Below are 14,285 nucleotides of genomic sequence, written 5' to 3'. Positions count from 1 at the left end.
CCCGGTTCGAACGCGGCGCGTTGGTGGGCAACCCGGTGGAACGCCGGGATCACGCGGTATTCCAGCCCGAGAGTTGAGCTGCGACGAATTCGACGAAAACGCGCGCGCGCGTGGGCATGTTCTTTCCGAAAGCATGAATGGCGTGCACAGGGACGCACGCCAGCGCCTGATCGGGCAGCACGGTCTGCAACCTCCCGGCGGCCAGGTCGTCCCGTACCGCGATTTCCAGTATCTGCGCGATACCCAGTCCATTCAAAGCCGCCACGCGCATTGTGTCGCCGTTGTCCGCGTCGAACCTGCCTTCGATGGACATGGAGGTTCCATCGGCGAAAATCAGAGGGTACGCCCTGCCGCTGAGCAGGTAGCGCACATGCCGATGCGCAGCGAGATCCGCAACCACACGCGGTGTTCCCCGCTCGCGCAGATAAGCAGGTGACGCCACCAACGTTAATGGAAGACTCGCGAGCGGCAGCGCATGCAGGCCGCTGTCTTCCAGCCATCCCGCTCTGATCGCAATATCGACGCGATCGCGAATCAGGTCGGCGTGGCGGTCGCTGACGCTCACGTCGAGTGCGAGTTCCGGATGGGTTGCCATGAGTTGCCGGGTGAGCGGGTCGAGCAACAGGCGGCCCAGTTCGCCAGGCAGGCTCACACGCAGCCTTCCCGTGGCGGAGGCCGGCGAGCGCAGCACCTCTTCCGCGCCTTCCAGGCCGCGCATGAGCGGCGCAACACGCTCGTAGTACGCCTGACCCTCGATGGTGAGAACGAAGGCGCGTGTCGAGCGTTGAAACAGCGTGACGCCCAGGCGCTTTTCGAGCCTCGCCACGCTCTTCGACACGGCGGACGGCGTTGTGCCCAACGATTGCGCCGCAACCGTGAACGAGCCCGTCTCGACTGCGCGAACGAATGCGGGGAGGCCGCTAAAATTTTCTGCGGACATGATGTGACAAACAGGAATAAGTGAAATTGCCGTTGTGTGACTTCAGTGATCCGGAGGCCATTGCTAAATTCTGACTGTACGCCGGACAGGCGGAATATAGCGGAGATAGCATGAATCGGTTCATCAACAAGGTTGCTGTCGTCACCGGCGCGAATAGCGGAATCGGCCTGGCCACCGCCAGGTTGCTGGTTGAAGAGGGCGCGCACGTCATCATGGTGGGGCGGCGCCCGGATGCCATCAATGCAGCCGTGGCTGATCTCGGCGACCGGGCGCTGGGCCTCACGGGGGACCTCGCGGACCCGAAAACGCACGACGAAGTGGCCGCGCTGGTGTCCCGGCGCTTCGGCGGACTTGACCTGTATTTCGCGAATGCGGGAATCAACACGATCGAGGCGTCGAGCGAAGTGAGCGCCGAATCCTATGATGCGCACTTCGCGGTCAACACGAGGGCGGTTTTCTTCGGCGTGCAGCGGATGGTTCCGCTCATGCGCGAACGCGGCGCCATTCTGTTGACGAGTTCAATCGCGAGCTCGAAAGTGTTCGAAGGGCACGCGGTTTATGCAGGCACAAAGGCCGCAATCGAAGCCTTCGCGCGGAGTTGGGCGATCGAACTGAAGGCGCGCGGCATTCGCGTGAATGTCCTGAGTCCAGGACCCGTCGACACGCCAATCCTTTCGAAGCTTGGTGTCGCGAATGACGAGCGGCCGGCGTTCGAGGCGGCCATAGCGGGGCGCATTCCGCTAGGCCGCCTCGGACGTCCCGGGGAGCTTGCGCGCGCGGCGCTCTTTCTCGCGAGTGACGATGGCAGCTTTATCAACGGCGTCAATCTGCGCGTCGACGGCGGCATGGCCCTCAATTGAAGTCACGCGTGACACCGCTCAGTTCGCCGCGCTCTGGTAGGTTGCGACATAGCGCGCGTGTGCAATGATCTTGCCATGCATCTGGAACGCCACGAGTGCCGGGCTCGACGCCGGACTCACATCGATATGCGGGACGTCGAGTGCATAAGCGGTGACGACATAGCGGTGGGGCTTGCCTTGCGGCGGACAAGGTCCGCCGTACTTCGATTCGCCGAAGTCAGTGAGCGTTTCGGTGACGCCTGCCGGCAGTCGCTGCGTGTTGCCGGAGGCACCTTTTTCCAGCGATGTCTGCGAAGCCGGGATATTGACCACGGTCCAGTGCGTCCAGCCGAGGCCGCCCGTCGGGGCGTCAGGGTCATGAATCGTCACGACGATGCTGCGCGTACCGGCCGGGACGTTCGACCACGAAATGCGTGGCGACACGTTCTCGCCGTGGCAGCCGAATCCGCTGAATACCTGTTCATTCCTGAAGCGGCCATGATCCAGTTCGGCGACTTGCAGGGAAAACGTTTCGGCGGTTGCGACTGCGGGCAGCGTTGCGAACAGCGCGAAAGCGCACACAGTCTTGAGTGGCTTGAGAAGCGATCGCATGGCAGGCTCCTGTGGATTGAGGAAAAGTCCGCTGACTTTTCCATCGAACAGTAACGCCCCGGGAGGCGGCACGAAAGCCGGATCCAGGCAATCACGGCGTTGCCTTGCATGCAACAAACACGCCCTCGTGCGTGTGGTAAAAATTATTCGTTCGCACGGTTCTGGACGGGTCACTTCGGCGAGGACAGAAGAGGGCAGTTGCTCCTCCACGCAAAACGCCATCCAGTTTTTCCGGTGAAATGCAATCTGGCTCTGCGGGGCAGGCTAATTCATGCTGTCCAAAGCAGTCCATCCGGGAGCGAAGTATGGCACTGTCACCGAACTCGCACGATCCTTCGGGGAATGCGCCGACCACCTCTGAGTCGCGACAGCACAACTTGCCGGTTTCCGACATGCGACCGGCCGATAGGGAGATGGCGCGGGTACTCGGGACCATACCGTTTCGCATGGCTCTGGATGCATCCGGCGCCGGGATTGCCCACTGGAAACATGAACCGCTGCACGATGTCGTGGAGCCCATGACTCACCACGTCATCATGGCATACAACGGTACCGTGCAGCGAATGGAGCGGCGAACGGGAAGATCGGCGGTGAGCGGAACGTTTCGTCCCGGCGTAGTGATCGTCATCCCGGAAGGATCGAGTTCCCGATGGGATATCCCGAAGCCTGTGGATGTCGTTCAACTCTATCTTCCACATGCAACGCTCGAGCGCGTCGCCAACGAAGCCGACGTCGCCACGCCGGTCGAACTCCTGGAGCGAACGGCGCAGCCCGATGCGGTTACGTCCCGTTTGCTCTTGAGCGCGGCAGATGCCGTGGGCGGCAATGAAGCGCTGGACACGTTGTTCCGGCAGCAACTGATAGACCTGCTGGCCACGCGCCTCCTGGCTGCACACACCGGCTCTCCAGCGGCGATTCAGCCGGTCAGGGGCGGCCTGGCGCCGAAAACCCTGCTTCGCTCGGTCGAACGCTTGCGTTCGGATAGCGATGCGGACGTGTCGCTCGCGGCGCTCGCCTCGGAGGCGGGCCTTTCGCGGTTTCACTTCTGCCGCGCCTTCAAGGAAAGCACCGGGCTTTCGCCTCATGCCTGGCTGCGCCAACACCGGCTCGAGCAGGCCATGAACATGCTGCGCGACACGGAAGCATCGGTCATGTCGGTCGCCGCGGCGCTTGGCTATGCCTCCCAAACTGCATTTACCGCGGCGTTCCGGAAGCTAACCGGAGAAACGCCGAGCGACTGGCGACGAAGCGCCTGTTAGCAGCGATCTCGCCACAGCCCCGTCAATCGCATGAAGCCAGCTCCTGGACGCCCTGTCCAGGCGCAGTCGGCAAAGCTCGTGGTTCGCAACAACGCACGTGTTAACAGCAATTGCTCTGCAATCAGGTCAATCGCTCTGGAGCAGTTGCGGGCGCAGTTCACTAGATTATGGCTGTGCCCACGACAACGAACGGCGGCGTCAAACCAATGCCCGACAAAGCTGTACGGCCCAGCTTTCGAACAGATTGAAACGAAAGATTGCTCTGCCGCGACCGTGTGCGCAAGTCGGTCAGCTTACCTAACTACAGGAACCCATCTCATGCGAATCGTCATCATAGGCGCCGGCTTCGCAGGCATGTACGCCGCACTTTCCGCGGCTCGCCTGCGCGACATCCGGGGCGCTTCGTCCGAAGAACTCGAAATCGCACTGGTGTCTCCGGAGCCGACGCTGGTGGTTCGCCCGCGGCTCTACGAACCGAACCCTGAAACCCTCACCGCGCCGCTGCTGGATGTGCTCGAGTCAATCGACGTGGTGTATGTGCAGGGCAGTGTCGAGACGATCGATACCGACTCCCGCACGATGCAGATTGCGACCGGAAACGGCTCGCGCAAATCGCTCGCCTATGACCGACTGGTCGTGGCCACTGGCAGCCGGCTGTTCCGTCCCAACGTTCCGGGTCTTGCCGAGCACGCATTCAGCGTGGACTCGCTCGACGACGCGGTCGCCCTCGACAAACACCTGCATCGCCTCGCCGGGCGTCCGCCTGCGAATGGGCGCAACACGGTCGTCGTGGCCGGCGGCGGATTCACCGGTATCGAGGCGGCGACGGAAATGCCGGCGCGGCTGCGCGAGATTCTCGGCAATGACGCGAAGACCCGCGTCATCATCGTCGATCGCAACAGCGCGATCGCGCCCGATATGGGTGCGGGTCCCCGGCCTGTCATCGAGGACGCATTGCGCAAGCTCGGTGTGGAAACCCGTCTCGGCGCCAGCGTCGCGTCGCTCGACGAATCGGGCGTGACATTGTCCAGCGGGGAACACATCGAGACGGAGACCGTGATCTGGGCAGCGGGCATGCGTGCCGCTCCGCTGACTTCGCAGATTCCCGCCGAACGGGACAATTTAGGCCGGCTACTGGTCGATCGCGATCTGCGCGTGCCTGGCGTTCAGGGCGTCTTCGCGACCGGCGATGCGGCCCGTGCCGCCTGCGACGAGGACGGCAACTACGCATTGATGTCGTGCCAGCACGCCACGCGCATGGGCGCCTTTGCCGGCAACAACGCCGCGGCGGAACTGCTCGGCGTTCCGGCCAGACCCTACCACCAGAAAGCCTACGTCACCTGCCTCGATCTCGGCGAGGCCGGCGCGCTGTTCACACGCGGCTGGGAGCGCAAGGTCGAGATGGTCGGCGACGTCGCCAGGAAGACGAAACGCGAGATCAACACCGTCTGGATCTATCCGCCGAAGGCCGAACGCGCCGCGGCGCTCGCGTCGGCAGATCCGGAACGTGTCACTGATCTCTGAACGCCCCACCCGCATTTCACGCGTGTTCCTCGCCGGAAGCGCGGCCTGCCCACGATCGAACGAAGGAGCTTTCGAAATGAATCAGATGATCCTCAACACCGAACAGGATGCAAACATGAACTCGAACAACCTCGGCAAGCCGGAGACCGGGGACCTCGTTCCGTCGCGTTACGCGCTGCGGATCGGCGAGATTGACGTGCTGGTGGTCAGCGACGGGGTGCTGCCGCTGCCAACGGCGACGATGGCCACCAATGCCGATCCGGCCGAGCGGGCGACCTGGCTGGACGACATGTTCCTGCCTCCGGATGCGTTCGACTGGCCGCTGAACGTTGCCTTGGTGCGTAGCGGCGACCAGAACATTCTCATCGACTCCGGATTGGGCGGCGAGTACCCGGGCTTTCCGCGGGCAGGGCAGTTGCCTTCGCGCCTCGAGGCTGCCGGCATCGAGCTGGCGTCCGTGACTGACATCGTGATTACCCACATGCACATGGATCACGTCGGCGGGCTGCTCGTCGACGGGGTGAAGGGGCGGCTGCGTCCGGATGTGCGGATTCACGTCGCCGCAGCCGAGGTCAAGTTCTGGGAGTCGCCCGATTTCTCCCGTACCTCCATGCCGCCGTCGGTGCCGCCGGTTCTTCGTTCCGCCGCCACACGCTTCTTCAACGAGTACCAGAGCCAGCTGCGGATCTTCGAGGAGGAGTCCGAAGTGGCGCGAGGGGTGATCGTCCGTCGCACCGGCGGCCATACGCCCGGGCACAGCGTGGTGTGCCTCGCGTCCGGTGGCGACCAGCTGACGTTCGCCGGCGACGCCATATTCCCGGTTGGGTTCGACCATCCGGACTGGCACAACGGCTTCGAACATGACCCCGAGGAGTCGGTGCGCGTGCGCATCGGTCTTTTGCGGGAGCTTGCGGCGACCGGCGGCCTGCTGGTCGCCACTCACCTGCCGTTTCCGTCAGTCGGCCGGGTGGCAGTCAACGGCGACGCGTTTCGTTGGGTACCGGTCTTCTGGGACTACTGACCACGAGGCCTCGCATACATACGGGTGGTGAAAGTGCAGGGCGCGAATACGCGGTCGACGACAGGACTTCGTACAGGCATCGTGCCCAGCATCTTTCGAGCCGTCGATGCGAGGATTTCCGCACAGGAGAACATCATGTTGTCGTATGCGTTGGTCGAACGGTTTGGCATACTGATCGTCTTTTTGAGTGTATTTGGATCTTCCCTTGGTTTGCCGCTTGCCGCTGCTCCGACATTGATCATGATCGGCGCCAACATCTTGCGTGCGACGGGCGGTGTGTCGTCAACCCTGATGCACCTGGTCGAGGTGATGGGAGCGGCCGTGATCGGTGGGGTGTTGGGCGACTTCGTGTGGTTCCAATGCGGCAAACGTTACGGCATTCACTCGTTCTACGCGGTCTGCAACCTGTTGATGGCCCGGCAGATGCCGATCGCGTACATCGAGCGTTTCTTCGGGCGTTGGGGGGTACGCATTCTCATCATCGCGCGATTCGTCCCAGGACTCTCATTTCTTTTGATGCCGTTGTGCGGTGCCTTGGCGGTGCGGTTACGCGTGTTCATTCTGCACGACGTTGCGGGCCTTGTTGTCTGGGCATCTATGGCATTGGCCACCGGAGCGCTGTTCGCATCGCGGATCGAGCGGACCGTTGCGCTTGTCTTGCGTTTCTGTTGCGCGATGTCGCGATGGGCTGCAGGTGAGTGATCGAGAGGCGGTGGGGGCGTCGGCTACCACGTACGGGCGCCGGCGATCTGAAACTGAGCGTTTCGAAGCGGCCGCAATTGAGCCATTTTCAACGGACTCAGCGGCACCGATTACGAAGACGTCGTCGCCGCCATGCGCTGATAGACGCGCAGCACCTCGTCGTTGTCACCCGGACGGCTGCCCTCCCAGTACAGTCGCCAGCCTCCGGCGGGCGGCTGTCCCTGCGCAGGTCGACCCTGTTCGATAAGCCAGTTGCAGGACGTGGCCTGAGGGTCCGCGGTGGGCTCGTGCATGACCCCGGCGAAGTAGTAGAGCATGGGCGCTTCAGACTCGCCGAGCCCGTTGCTCGCCATGCAGTCGCCGGCTTTCCAGGCGCCGTTCAGTGTGGCACGCAGATCCTCGAACGGTGCGCGATAGCTCTTCGCGACGTCGAGCCAGGGTAGCAGCAGCGTGCTGACGAGACCCCATGTGACGATGGCGCCCAGGCACCAGCTGAATACGCCACGCCAGTTGCCCGCTGACTTGAGCCTGGGCAGCAGCAATCCCCACCCGAGCGTGAGGGCGAGCGCCGCGATGATCAGCTTCGGCTGAATTGGCATCACCCAGTCGAGCGGCAGCCAACGGCCAAGCAGATGCAGGGCGCCGTGGGTGTCGGGGGAGGCCGTCATCGTCCACCATACGAACCATGCAAGCACTACGAACGCGCCGAACACGATACGGCTCGTCATGTCCCAAACGAGGTGCACCCGTTGCGGCAGATAGCGGACTCCCTGCATGGCCAGCAGGGAGAGCGGGGCGATGAACGGCAGGATGTAGAGTTCGCGCACCGTCGCCGACGCCTGCAGTACCGCGAAGCCGATCCCCGAAAACAGCACCGGCAGCGCAACTTCGGGTTCGCGTAGACGTCGCCATGCGCCGCCCGCAAGCGCCACGAGCGCGAGCGGCACGACTGGAAAGCCGACGGTCAACGCCGTGCGCAGCACAAACAGGTGCCCGACGTTTTCCGAGCCGAGCTGCGCCACTGAAAAGCCAAAGAAGCGGCCGATGTTGTTGTCCCACAGCCAGATCCTGAACAGCGTTTCGGAGCGCAGATAGAGGCAAAGCGGCCAGATCAGCGCGAACGGCGCGAAGTACAGCGCGGAGCGTGCCAGTGAGCGCGCAAAGCGGCTGCTACGGCACGCTGGGTAAAGCAGCATCGCCGCGCAGGTGGTCGCGCCGAACACGAGTGGCACGAACAGGCCTTTTGCCAGAAAGGCGATGCCGACGCCAACGCCGAACATCGCAGCGGCATGCCGGGCAGCGCGCCCTTGAATGCGGCTGTCCTCGCAGTCGCTGGACGCATGCTGTGAAGGGGGGGATTCTGGCCATGCGGGTCCAGTGTTGCAGTCTCCATCAGGAGAACGACGCAATCCGCCGCCCATCCGCAAGTGAGCGCAGACAAGCTCGTAAAGTGCGCCGAATGCCAGCGCAGCGCCGGCCATCAGCGCGACATCCGTCATCATGTCGTGGACATGCTTGACGACCACCAGCGTGCTGGCGAAGAGCGCGAGTGTTCCGGCCACGCGCGGGTCGGACCAGCGCACGGCGCCGGTAGCGCGCCAGGCGAGACGCGCCGTACAGGCAAGCGTGAGGGCAGCGAAGGCGACGCTCGCGAGACGGGCCGCGTCGTGCAGCGGCAGAGAGCGGCCGAACATCCACGCGAGTGAGGCTGCTACCCAATCGTAGATGGGTGGTTTTTCCACGAAGGGCTGCCCGGCGTTGGTCGGGACGACCAGATCGCCGGTGTCGAGCATGTGCTCGATGATGCCGAAGGTGTAGGTTTCGTCCTGCTTCCACGGATCGTGGCCGAGCGTGCCAGGCAGGAGCCAGGCGCAAACGAGCGCGAATGCAAGCAACCCGACGAACCAACGTGAGGCCGCCAATGCCCGCCCGCCTTTGCGGGCACGCGGTAATGCCGGGATCAATGGCGTGACGGGCGACGCCGGCCGGCTGCCCGTGGTCAACTCGCGCGGATGCGGCACGTCGAACCGCGCCGCGCCATGGGAGACGGAAACCTGTTCGATGCTGACCTTTGCGACGCCGGCGTCATCCTTACTTTCCTGCATGTAACTTCTGCTCCCGGCGCGCGACTATCTGGTCAGCACCTTTCGTTATGGCCGTCGACGGGACAGCTGCCACGAACAGGATTGTAGGCGCGGATTATTACCAAACATTACAGCCGGATGTAGCGTATTTGAAAGGTTTGCTTCCCACAATGCAACGAGATATCTGCGCAAGCCGTCCTGCTTAGCTGAATTATTGGCATCCCTAACAAAACGAGCGGCAGCGACGGTGCGGAACGTCGCAAAGACTCCTGTCATCGGTTGGTCACCCAGGCGATGCATTACCGGTGCATTGAGGCGATTCGGGGCACGACCGCTCCGTGGTTTCCGAAATGCGTTTCTGGTATTTGTCGGTGGGAACGGCCGATGCTGCGAAGTAGCCAACTGTTTGGGACATAGCGATGAGCCGCGTGCTGCTGGCTGACGACGATACAGCCTTTCGTGATGCGCTTCAGACATTGCTGGACGATGCCGGCCATGAAGTCACGACCGCTGGCAATGGCCTGGAAACGGTTTCGGCGGCCCTGGCGGTCACGCCCGAGGTGATCGTCTCAGACGTCCACATGCCCGTTCTCGAAGGGCCGGACGCCGTATCCATGTTGCGAGCCATCCCACGGTTTTGCCATGTTTCAGTCATTCTCATGTCCGGCGACGACACAGACGCAAGTATTGTTGCCGAAGGCTTTCTCCATAAACCTTTCGACCCAGGCATGCTTCTCGATGCTCTTGCGAGCCTTTCAGCGCGCAAGAAGTGTGGCAGCGCAAGCGCGCTCCCGATGTCGCATGGCGTCGCGTACGAGGTGGGCGAAACGGGCATCCCATCGGCAATCGCGAATCGGCAGCATCAGCGCGTTGCGCGCGCCTGCGAACTGTTGGCCGAGCAGGAGCGCCGGATATCGGGGCTTGAAGGGCACGGTGTCCAGACCGAACTGGCAATCGATTTGTACGAGACCATGGTGTGTAGCACCGCGATGCTGACGCGCCTGGAGCAGATCACGGTGCCCGCGGCATTTTCCGCTCCATGCTGATCTTGCAATGGCGATGCAGATTGTCGGCGCGTGCACGGCCGGCGAAGGTGAGCGTGTCCTCTGACAACTTCACGCGGCATCGCTTGTCACTGTAACGACCTGTCGGCCTCACGTTACGCTATCACGCGCGGCAGCGACACCGAAAAAATGGTCTCCGTCTCATTCGACCGCGTTTCGATGGCGCCGTGGTGAGCCCTGGCGATCTCACTTGCGATAAACAAACCCAGTCCGAGGCTGCCCGATCTGTCGTCTTGATTTTGATCGCCTCGTCCTCGCTCCAGCGGATGAAAGATGCGGGCGAGCGTTGCGGGTTCGATCGCAGCGCCGCTGTTGCTGACGTCAATTCGGACATGCGTGACATCACCCGTCATCATCACGCGCACCGGTGTGTCCTGTGCCCCGTACTTGATGGCATTGAGAACAAGATTTCCCAGCAACTGCTGCAGGCGCTGGCTGTCCCAGACGCCCCGCAAGTCACCCGTCACGTGCAATTCAATCTTTCTTTCGGGATGAATGGCACGCAACTCGTCGAGTTCCTCGGCAAGCACGTCCGCCAGATCGATATGCGTAGGCGAGACGTTGATGCCCAGGCCCAGTTTTGTCCGGTTGAATTCCGTCAAGTCATCCAGCAATGCCTGCATCCGGGCCCCGCTGCGTATCAGGCGGCCGGCGGCCTTCGACACGTCTTCCCCGGCGTTCAGTGCTGCCAGATACGTTGAGGTTACCCGAATCGCCTGGAGGGGGCTGCGCATGTCGTGCCCCAGCATGCCAAGCAGGAGGTTCCGGTTCTGCTCGATCTGCATGTTGAACGAGGTGACCGATTCGGCGAGCGCCTGATCGATCGCCTCATTGAAACGAATAATGTCGTCGAGGTCGGGCACTTCCGGCGCGCAGGCGTCCATCCACAGACGAAGCACACTTGCGCGTAACGCTCGATACTCGGCGGCGAGCTGGTTAACCGTGAAGCCGGCCCGAGCCCTCAGAAAACCATGCGTTCGCGCGGAGGATTCGGACGTCCCTATCCGTGTGGGGCCCTGGTCTATTGATTTCTTCCGTTGGGCTTCTCTGGTCTGCGGCGTGCGCAAGTCTGCGGCTACGACGCGCAGCATTTGCTCCGCCTCTTCGCGTAACTCTACCGATCCCATAGCGGTCGACGCCGGCTGCAAGGTGGCTGCGAACGCCTCCCATGCCGCAAGTATCGCCTCCATGTCTCGCACGATAAAGTCTGCGAGCCGCATATCCGCCCCTCCATACGGTAAATGGGCTACTGCCGGAGCAATCAGCGTACTTATGTTACGCGCATATTGGTCACGGCCTACAATCGAAGGCGTGCCCGGCTTCTTCGTGACCGATCTATACGACGAACGCGGGCACGAGTTATGCGGCTCGCGCCGACAGGCGGCGAGGACGCCGCCCGCCAATTGCGGAGGGGAAAGTCATGAGGCCAACCGTGTTAGGCGTGTACGACAGCTACGCGAATGCGTGTTCGGGGCAGCGCGCACTGGGCGAGGCTGGGATAGCGCAAGCGGATATTGCCATCTACTCGATATCGGTTGATGCTCCTCGCGAAAAGGGGCCACGTGTCTATGTACAGGGTGCTGTCGATACGCACCACCACAAGAAAGTTTTCGATCGACTGGAGCAGTTGTTCACGCGCATCTTCACGAAAGGAGCGTATCCACCGGATGCGGAGGATTACAGGGAGTTCATCCGTCGCGGTGGCACGGTAGTCAGCGCCGATGTTTCCGAATCGCAGGTCGATCAGGCGATTGACACGATGATCCGCATGGGCGCTGCCGACATCGAGGAGCGCGCCAGCGCATGGCACGCCGGTTCTGCGAAGGCGCAAGGTCCGGAACACACAGCGCAGCCAGGCAGCGCCATGACCGGCGAACGCGCCAAGCCGCACGAAGTCACACATGGCTGGCACGGTGACACGCGGGCCGCATCGGCGGCGCGGCCGACGCCTTCCCCGGGCGCCCCTGCCGCAGCAGGGCGCGGTTCGACCCCGGCCGGGGAGAAACAGCCGCACACCGCGCAAGCGCACGACGGCAACGCCGCTGCGTCAAACGCCCAGCGTCCATCGGGGACGGGCTTCATGGGCGACCCGGGACTCGGCGGCCAGCATGACGACCAGCAGCCGTACGATAACGAATTTAGAAAGGACTACGACGCACATTACGCGAACACAGGTGCGTCATTCGACGAGTATCGACGTGCGTATTCACACGGCGCCACGCTCGGACGCGACGAGCGGTTTCGCGGGGCCGACTGGCAGGGCGTGGAAGCGAGTGCGCGCGCGAACTGGGAGTCGCGATATCCGGAAAGCGGATGGGAACGCTTCAAGACGGCTGTGAAGCACGGTTGGGAGCGTGTCAGGGGCGGCGGCTAGTCTGCAACTCGAATATTTGTCACCTGGCTAGCGGCGCGCCTGGATCTGGATGCATCGACAGATTTGATGCACGCCGCGAGAGCCGGGCCGATTTAGTTAAGACTCCTGCTATTTCTGCGAACGAAGCGGCGCCGGGTTCTGGGTGCATGGCGCGCGAGTCCCGTAACTCGTCTGCATGAATGCCCGCGCGAATATCAATCAGCCTGTTCCGGTTGCCAGTCCTGCGCTGCTCCAAACCCGCCCACGCAGGCCAGGCTTGCGAATTGAAAGGTGGGTATCCGCAATTACCCCAAGGAAAAGACGCTGGCATTTCTCTGCTGGGCGTACTACGATTGCGCCAAATGTTACCGGTTACAGTAAACGGTAACATTGCGATGAGCAAAGCCGCGCTTCACCCCGGCGCGGCCGAAAGCGACCACTATTAATAGAACAGGAGACACGAGATGAATCTGGCCACCAACGTGCGAAGCCGCTCCAGGGTTCGCTGGTGGGTTGCCGGCCTCATGTGGGCGGCGATTGCGATCAACTACATCGACCGCACGGTGTTGTCGGCGGCGGCGCCGCGCATCCAGTCGCAGTTCCATCTGAGCGCGGTCGAAATGGGTGTCGTCATGTCGGCGTTCTTCTGGTCGTACGCGCTGCTGCAATTGCCCGCGGGGTTTCTCGCCGACCGGCTGGGCCAGAAGAAAGTACTGGGTTTCGCGGTGCTCTGGTGGTCGCTGGCGACGGCGGCCACGGGCATCGCGAATGGTTTCAAGTCGCTCGTCGCGCTGCGCGTGGCGCTTGGCGTGGGCGAGGCGGGCGCGTATCCGAGCAACGCGGGCATTGCGTCGAAGTGGTTCCCGCGCAGCGAGCGCGCGACGGTCGCGGGCATTTTCGACAGCGGTTCGAAGCTCGGCGGCGCCATTGCGCTACCGCTCATCGCCGCGATGCTCACGGCGTTCGACTGGAAGATCACGTTCGCGCTGACCGGTTTGCTCGGCCTGATCTGGTACGTGGTGTGGCAATTCACATTCAGCGATTCGCCGCGTGACCACAAGCGTGTCAATCCCGAGGAACTCGCGCACATCGAGAGCGATTTGCTGGCGGAGCAAAGCGACCGGGCGGCGAGGCCCCCGCTGCGCAAGCTGCTCGCGCATCGCAACATCTGGGCGATGTGTATCGGCTTCTTCATGATCAACTACAACTCGTACTTCTTCATCACCTGGCTGCCCACTTATCTCGTGAAGGCGCGCGGCATGACGATGATGGAAATGGGCTGGATGGCGTCGCTGCCGCTGCTCGTCTCGATCGTGGTCGAGATTTTCGCGGGCTGGGCGTCGGATCGCGTGTTCGCCTCGGGCAAGCTTTCGCTTACCGCCACGCGCAAGCTCTTTCTCGTGATCGGCTTGCTGATGGCATCGAGCATCGGTTTCGCCGCGTTCGCCGATTCGGCCGCCGTCGCGGTGCTGCTCCTGTGCATCGCGAAGTCGGGCACGACCGTGGCGGCTTCGCAGGTCTGGGCGCTGCCGGCCGACGTCGCACCGCGCAACGCCGTGTCGATGGTTGCGGGCGTACAGAACACGGTATCGAATATCGGCGGCGTGGTTGGCCCGATCGTCACGGGCGCGATCGTCGGCGCGACGGGTTCGTTCGTGCCCGCGCTCGTGGTGTCGTCGGCGCTGATCGGCGTGGCGATCGTCAACTATCTGTTCCTGCTGGGCAAGGTCGAGCCGATTCGTCTCGACGGTGCTTCGCCGCAGCCGCAGGCGCGCGAGTACAGCAACGCCCCGTAACTCCACCCGATCGGCCTTCGTTGTGTCGATGAAAAATTCCCGCTGATCCCCTCGAGCCGGAATTCGTAGTACTCCTGTAAATATTAAAACC

General features: G+C 62.7%; 12 protein-coding genes and 1 pseudogene. 8 read left to right on the top strand and 5 right to left on the bottom strand.

Annotated elements, in window-relative coordinates; genetic code table 11:
• Positions 1-49: 49 nt before the first annotated feature.
• Together AB4Y35_RS25555 and AB4Y35_RS25550 are read right to left on the bottom strand one after the other, a co-directional pair.
• Positions 50-718, bottom strand: coding sequence for a substrate binding domain-containing protein (locus AB4Y35_RS25555; RefSeq protein WP_368706759.1), 669 nt, complete (start codon positions 716-718; stop codon positions 50-52).
• Positions 719-757: 39 nt separating this feature from the next.
• Positions 758-940, bottom strand: a pseudogene (locus AB4Y35_RS25550) (LysR family transcriptional regulator); the annotation flags it as partial.
• A 110-nt stretch (positions 941-1,050) separates the two neighbouring features.
• Between AB4Y35_RS25550 and AB4Y35_RS25545 the strand changes: the two are divergent.
• Positions 1,051-1,800 (top strand): SDR family NAD(P)-dependent oxidoreductase, encoded by a 750-nt coding sequence (locus AB4Y35_RS25545; RefSeq protein ID WP_368706509.1) that lies wholly within the window; start codon positions 1,051-1,053, stop codon positions 1,798-1,800.
• Positions 1,801-1,818: 18 nt separating this feature from the next.
• Here the strand turns inward: AB4Y35_RS25545 and AB4Y35_RS25540 are convergent, their stop codons facing one another.
• Positions 1,819-2,391: a YbhB/YbcL family Raf kinase inhibitor-like protein gene (locus tag AB4Y35_RS25540; RefSeq protein WP_368706508.1), complete on the bottom strand. Its 573-nt coding sequence runs from the start codon at positions 2,389-2,391 to the stop codon at positions 1,819-1,821.
• A gap of 305 nt (positions 2,392-2,696) precedes the next feature.
• On the opposite strand from AB4Y35_RS25540, the gene AB4Y35_RS25535 reads away from it, so the two are divergent.
• The 4 genes from AB4Y35_RS25535 (at position 2,697) to AB4Y35_RS25520 (ending at position 6,897) form a co-directional block, all read left to right on the top strand.
• Positions 2,697-3,650, top strand: coding sequence for a helix-turn-helix domain-containing protein (locus tag AB4Y35_RS25535; protein WP_368706507.1), 954 nt, complete (start codon positions 2,697-2,699; stop codon positions 3,648-3,650).
• Positions 3,651-3,968: 318 nt separating this feature from the next.
• Entirely contained in the window at positions 3,969-5,174 is a 1,206-nt protein-coding gene (locus AB4Y35_RS25530; RefSeq protein ID WP_368706506.1) for an NAD(P)/FAD-dependent oxidoreductase, read from the top strand.
• 115 nt (positions 5,175-5,289) lie between these two features.
• Positions 5,290-6,195 carry an MBL fold metallo-hydrolase gene (locus AB4Y35_RS25525; protein ID WP_368706758.1) on the top strand — a complete coding sequence of 302 codons (906 nt, stop codon included), beginning with the start codon at positions 5,290-5,292 and terminating at the stop codon, positions 6,193-6,195.
• Between the two features lie 135 nt (positions 6,196-6,330).
• Positions 6,331-6,897 (top strand): DedA family protein, encoded by a 567-nt coding sequence (locus AB4Y35_RS25520; RefSeq protein WP_368706505.1) that lies wholly within the window; start codon positions 6,331-6,333, stop codon positions 6,895-6,897.
• A gap of 110 nt (positions 6,898-7,007) precedes the next feature.
• On the opposite strand, the gene AB4Y35_RS25515 is transcribed toward AB4Y35_RS25520, so the two are convergent.
• Positions 7,008-9,002 (bottom strand): ArnT family glycosyltransferase, encoded by a 1,995-nt coding sequence (locus tag AB4Y35_RS25515; RefSeq protein WP_368706504.1) that lies wholly within the window; start codon positions 9,000-9,002, stop codon positions 7,008-7,010.
• Positions 9,003-9,400: 398 nt separating this feature from the next.
• Here AB4Y35_RS25515 and AB4Y35_RS25510 point away from each other — a divergent pair, with 398 nt between their 5' ends.
• On the top strand, positions 9,401-10,027 hold the full coding sequence (locus AB4Y35_RS25510) for a response regulator (protein ID WP_368706503.1): 627 nt from the start codon (positions 9,401-9,403) through the stop codon (positions 10,025-10,027).
• Positions 10,028-10,140: 113 nt separating this feature from the next.
• On the opposite strand, the gene AB4Y35_RS25505 is transcribed toward AB4Y35_RS25510, so the two are convergent.
• Positions 10,141-11,265 (bottom strand): ATP-binding protein, encoded by a 1,125-nt coding sequence (locus tag AB4Y35_RS25505; protein ID WP_368706502.1) that lies wholly within the window; start codon positions 11,263-11,265, stop codon positions 10,141-10,143.
• Between the two features lie 221 nt (positions 11,266-11,486).
• On the opposite strand from AB4Y35_RS25505, the gene AB4Y35_RS25500 reads away from it, so the two are divergent.
• Together AB4Y35_RS25500 and AB4Y35_RS25495 are read left to right on the top strand one after the other, a co-directional pair.
• On the top strand, positions 11,487-12,419 hold the full coding sequence (locus AB4Y35_RS25500) for a hypothetical protein (protein ID WP_368706501.1): 933 nt from the start codon (positions 11,487-11,489) through the stop codon (positions 12,417-12,419).
• Between the two features lie 443 nt (positions 12,420-12,862).
• Positions 12,863-14,194, top strand: coding sequence for an MFS transporter (locus tag AB4Y35_RS25495; RefSeq protein WP_368706500.1), 1,332 nt, complete (start codon positions 12,863-12,865; stop codon positions 14,192-14,194).
• The last annotated feature ends 91 nt before the right edge of the window (positions 14,195-14,285 follow it).

Origin of the sequence: Paraburkholderia sp. EG286A, from assembly GCF_040965375.1 — a bacterium.
In the GTDB taxonomy this organism is placed as follows: Bacteria; Pseudomonadota; Gammaproteobacteria; order Burkholderiales; family Burkholderiaceae; genus Paraburkholderia.
Note: the sequence above shows the minus strand (reverse complement) of the source record. Positions and strands in the feature narration are given on the sequence as shown.

Coding starts and splice junctions, on each gene's coding strand:
- AB4Y35_RS25555 (WP_368706759.1), bottom strand. CDS start 718: ATGCGCGGCCTGGAAGGCGCGGAAGAGGTGCTGCGCTCGCCGGCCTCC.
- AB4Y35_RS25545 (WP_368706509.1), top strand. CDS start 1,051: ATGAATCGGTTCATCAACAAGGTTGCTGTCGTCACCGGCGCGAATAGC.
- AB4Y35_RS25540 (WP_368706508.1), bottom strand. CDS start 2,391: ATGCGATCGCTTCTCAAGCCACTCAAGACTGTGTGCGCTTTCGCGCTG.
- AB4Y35_RS25535 (WP_368706507.1), top strand. CDS start 2,697: ATGGCACTGTCACCGAACTCGCACGATCCTTCGGGGAATGCGCCGACC.
- AB4Y35_RS25530 (WP_368706506.1), top strand. CDS start 3,969: ATGCGAATCGTCATCATAGGCGCCGGCTTCGCAGGCATGTACGCCGCA.
- AB4Y35_RS25525 (WP_368706758.1), top strand. CDS start 5,290: ATGAACTCGAACAACCTCGGCAAGCCGGAGACCGGGGACCTCGTTCCG.
- AB4Y35_RS25520 (WP_368706505.1), top strand. CDS start 6,331: ATGTTGTCGTATGCGTTGGTCGAACGGTTTGGCATACTGATCGTCTTT.
- AB4Y35_RS25515 (WP_368706504.1), bottom strand. CDS start 9,002: ATGCAGGAAAGTAAGGATGACGCCGGCGTCGCAAAGGTCAGCATCGAA.
- AB4Y35_RS25510 (WP_368706503.1), top strand. CDS start 9,401: ATGAGCCGCGTGCTGCTGGCTGACGACGATACAGCCTTTCGTGATGCG.
- AB4Y35_RS25505 (WP_368706502.1), bottom strand. CDS start 11,265: ATGCGGCTCGCAGACTTTATCGTGCGAGACATGGAGGCGATACTTGCG.
- AB4Y35_RS25495 (WP_368706500.1), top strand. CDS start 12,863: ATGAATCTGGCCACCAACGTGCGAAGCCGCTCCAGGGTTCGCTGGTGG.